Here is a 3,586-nt window from a genome sequence, read left to right on the forward strand (position 1 = left end):
CTCTTTGGCCACAGCCCGGAGGAGCTTCTGCACCGCCTGAGGCACAAGGTGCAGCGCTTCCTTCTCTTCGCTCTCGGCCAGCGTCAGGAGGTCGGAGGTGAGGAATTCGAGCCGCTGCGCCTGTTCGCGGATGCGCCGCAGATAACGCAGCCGCTGCTCTGTCGGCATCTTTCCCCCCTCGGCCAGTAGGGTCTCGGTGTAACCGACAATGGCGGTCAACGGGGTCTTGAGCTCATGGGAGGCATTGGCGACAAAATCGCGCCGTACGGTTTCCAGCCTCTTTCGCTCAGATATGTCGAGCAGTTGCACGAATGCACCGCGCGGTACACCTTGTTCTAAGCCAAAAGGGGCAACGCTGAAGCCGACGGCGAGTTTCCGCTCCTGTGCAAGAACCTCCAACTCGCCGCTCTCCCGACCTCCGGTTGATAGGACTCGATCAACCGCAGCCACGAGTTCTGGGGAGCGCACCAGCTCCACCAGGTCCTGTCCCCTTATCGCCTGGGGCTCCTGGCCGAAAATGTGGAACATTGCGCGATTTGCATGCAGAACATGACGGTGGGCATCCACCACCAGAATACCGCAGTCCAAAAGATTGACAATGCGATGCAGTTCCCCCTTTGCCTCCTCCGCCTGCGCAGCGCGCTGGTGCAGCTGTGCGGTTAGATGATGGAGCGCCAGCGCCAATTCGCCCACCTCATCCTTTCGGTGTATGGGAAAATGGACCTCGCCTCCTTCGGTTGCCAGTCTCTGGCAGGCGCTCACCATTTCTCGCACTGGGCGAGTGACCACGGCACTCAGCAACGCTGCCAGGCCAACTGTGACCAGCAGGCCGACACAATTTGCCCCGACCATGAGGACGACTATATCGTGCAGGGCGGCGTCTACGTGCTCGGCATAATGAGCCAATCGCACGAAGCGGACCGGCGCAGAGGGAACGTCCACTCTAGTCGCAGCGTAGTAGATGGTTCGCCCCATGGTGGTACTCCGCCGGTGACTACGCCCAGAGCCAGTCTGGGCAGCCTGCTGTACCTCCGGGCGCTGCAGATGATTGTCCATGCGCCCCACACCGGCGGGTCCGACGTCCGAGTCGGTGAGCACGTGGCCGCTGGCATCGATGAGCGTGACCCGTGTGCCCAATGCTTCGCGGAGACGATAGGTCAGCGCCCAGAGGTCCTCGTTCTCGGCCATGCCCGCTGCGCTGGCCTGCTCGACCAGAGCAAGTGCCAGTTGCGCACTCCTGTCCAGGTCGCGCACCGACTGCTGATGCCAGTAGTTGCGCACAGTGCGGTAGAGCACGAAATCGAAGACCACAAACCCGCACAGGGCAACCAGGGCCATGGTAAAGGCAAACTTGCCGTGCAGCGACTTGAACATGGCGCCTTACTCCTCTATGTCGGCCCGATAGCCGAATCCCTTGACGGTGACCACCAGCTTTGCCCACGGGCCCAGCTTTTCGCGCAACCGCCTAATGTGCACGTCCACAGTGCGCTGGCCGCCGTAGTAGTCGTACCCCCAAACGTGGTCCAAGAGCTGCTGCCGCGAGAGCACGCGACCTTTGGCCATAAGCAACGCCCGCAGCAGGAGGAATTCCTTCGCGGTGAGCACGATTTCCTTGCCGGCGCCGGTAACGCGGTGACGGGAGAAGTTGACTTGCAGGTCGCGCCACGTGAAGAGCTCGTCGGCGCCCTGGCGGTGGCGGCGCAACACGGCCTTGACGCGTGCCACCACCTCCCGGGGGCGAAATGGCTTGGTGATGTAGTCATCGGCTCCCTGCTCAAGACCTTGCAGAATATCGGCCTCTTCCGAGCGCGCCGTGATCATGATGATGGGCAGCGCAGCGGTCTCTTCGCGGCGCCGTAGGTACCGCGCGATCTCCCACCCGCTGCGGCCTGGGAGCATCAGGTCCAGCAGCACCACGTCGGGCGGCCGCTCCTCGATCGCCGCCAAGCCCGCATCGCCATCGGCAAACACCTCGACGGCAAACCCTTCCTGGCCAAGGTTGTGCCGCAGGATCTCGGCGATATCGGGATCGTCCTCAAGGATGTAAACGGTTGCCTCCATACACCTTTCGCACCCGTTCTCCTCACCGTTGCCCTGGCTCACGCATGGTGATCTTGACAGGGATGGACACGCGGAGCCCTTGCCCCGGCGCCACGCGCATGTTCTCAACGCGGAAGTGGAGGAGAGCCCTCCCGCTTCCCTTGCGCGCGCTCTGGGCGGCGCGCAAGCGCACCAAACTGATTCTTTCGGCAGGCAGGTTGACCTTGTCTGGCGGTGCCAGATAGTCGCCCTCGCCCTCTGCAGCCAGCTCCAGAGCCACCGGCAGGCTGTTGTGAACCTGCAGTTCCGCCGACCGCCCAGCGACCACCTCTAGGCCCTGGTTCACCACCGACACCCCCTGCTCGAAGAGTGCCTGCAAGAACTTGTCCTCGCCAAGGAGCAGGTTTCCGCAGTAGACCACCGTACGCCGTGCGTGCAGCGCCTCCTTGATCGCCTCGACACTCCGTTGCCGTGCGAAGACCAAAGTCAGCGGCCGGTGTTCGCCGGCAGCAAGGTCGTACTCCAGCGCCACGGGATCATGGGCGTCTGAGTTGCCGAGCAGGGTGAGGTTCTTCTCCGTGCACCAGGTCTGCGCGTCCGGGTAGTACTCGTGAGAATTGACCAGTTCGATGCCATGCAACCATCCCTTCTGCAGCAGCTCGGTGTGCTCGTCGTACCAAACTGGGATCGTGCCCGGCTGCCGCCACCCGGGGTGATTCCAGAAGATAAAGGCGCCCTGGTCAATCGCCGCCTTGATGGCCCGCCGCCAGTCGTCGACCGCCAGCGGCTCCGCGTCGCTGAGAAAAATGGCATTGAAGTGCCCAGGAGGCATTGAGCGAGTGATCTCCCCTCCCCTGATCAAGATCAGCCCCAGCTCTTGCGCGCGCGCCATCGCCTTCTCGAAGGAGGTATTGCTCGTACCCGTGACCTCGGCCCGGTGGTGACGCGCTTCGAGGTGCTCGGTGAGGGCGATGGCGTCCAACCCTTCTCGCCACGCCTCCTCCACCCGCACCGTGGGCCAGACCGTGCCATCAGAAAACACGGTGTGCAGGTGAAAATCACACACCAAGGTCTCATAGCCCGGGATGTCGGGAAAGCGCAGCGGCTTGCGCCCACCAGCCAGCGCAGGCACTGCCAGCAGAACAAGGAACGCAACAAGGAACTGGTATCGTCTGGACCAAGAGCGGCGTTGCATTGTTGCCTCCGTGCTATTCGACGCGTCTTCCGAAAGGAACAAGCCCAAGGTTTACCAATTTCAGGTGCTGTTTTGCAAAAGGCAATCCGTCGATGGTGATGGCAAAAAGGGCTGCCAGCTACAGGTGCAAAAAGGCTATTTCGAGACCTGCCACAAGCAGCCAGATGACGTTCATGATAGTGGCTAAGCAGCCGGAGAACCGCTCAGTACTCACCACCGTCTTGCCAAAAGGTAGCAGCGCCAGGAGCGACAATTTGAAGCATTGAATGCCAAAGGGAATACCAATGATGGTCAAGCAGAGCACCACTCCCCCAAGCAGATACCAGAGGACCAATAAGAAGCCGCCGAGCA

At 61.8% G+C, this 3,586-nt stretch carries 3 protein-coding genes and 1 pseudogene; all 4 read right to left on the reverse strand.

What is annotated here, in order from left to right; all coding sequences use genetic code 11:
- A partial coding sequence (locus tag H5U38_00380; protein ID MBC7185468.1) for a PAS domain-containing protein occupies window positions 1-1,374 on the reverse strand: 1,374 nt, incomplete at its 3' end.
- A 6-nt stretch (window positions 1,375-1,380) separates the two neighbouring features.
- Window positions 1,381-2,061: a response regulator gene (locus H5U38_00385; protein MBC7185469.1), complete on the reverse strand. Its 681-nt coding sequence runs from the start codon at window positions 2,059-2,061 to the stop codon at window positions 1,381-1,383.
- A 22-nt stretch (window positions 2,062-2,083) separates the two neighbouring features.
- Window positions 2,084-3,235 carry a histidinol-phosphatase gene (locus H5U38_00390; GenBank protein ID MBC7185470.1) on the reverse strand — a complete coding sequence of 384 codons (1,152 nt, stop codon included), beginning with the start codon at window positions 3,233-3,235 and terminating at the stop codon, window positions 2,084-2,086.
- Between the two features lie 13 nt (window positions 3,236-3,248).
- Window positions 3,249-3,569: pseudogene (locus H5U38_00395) on the reverse strand (hypothetical protein).
- Between the last annotated feature and the right edge of the window lie 17 nt (window positions 3,570-3,586).

The organism is Calditrichota bacterium (assembly GCA_014359355.1).
Classification (GTDB): domain Bacteria; phylum Zhuqueibacterota; class Zhuqueibacteria; order JANLFK01; family Oleimicrobiaceae; genus Oleimicrobium.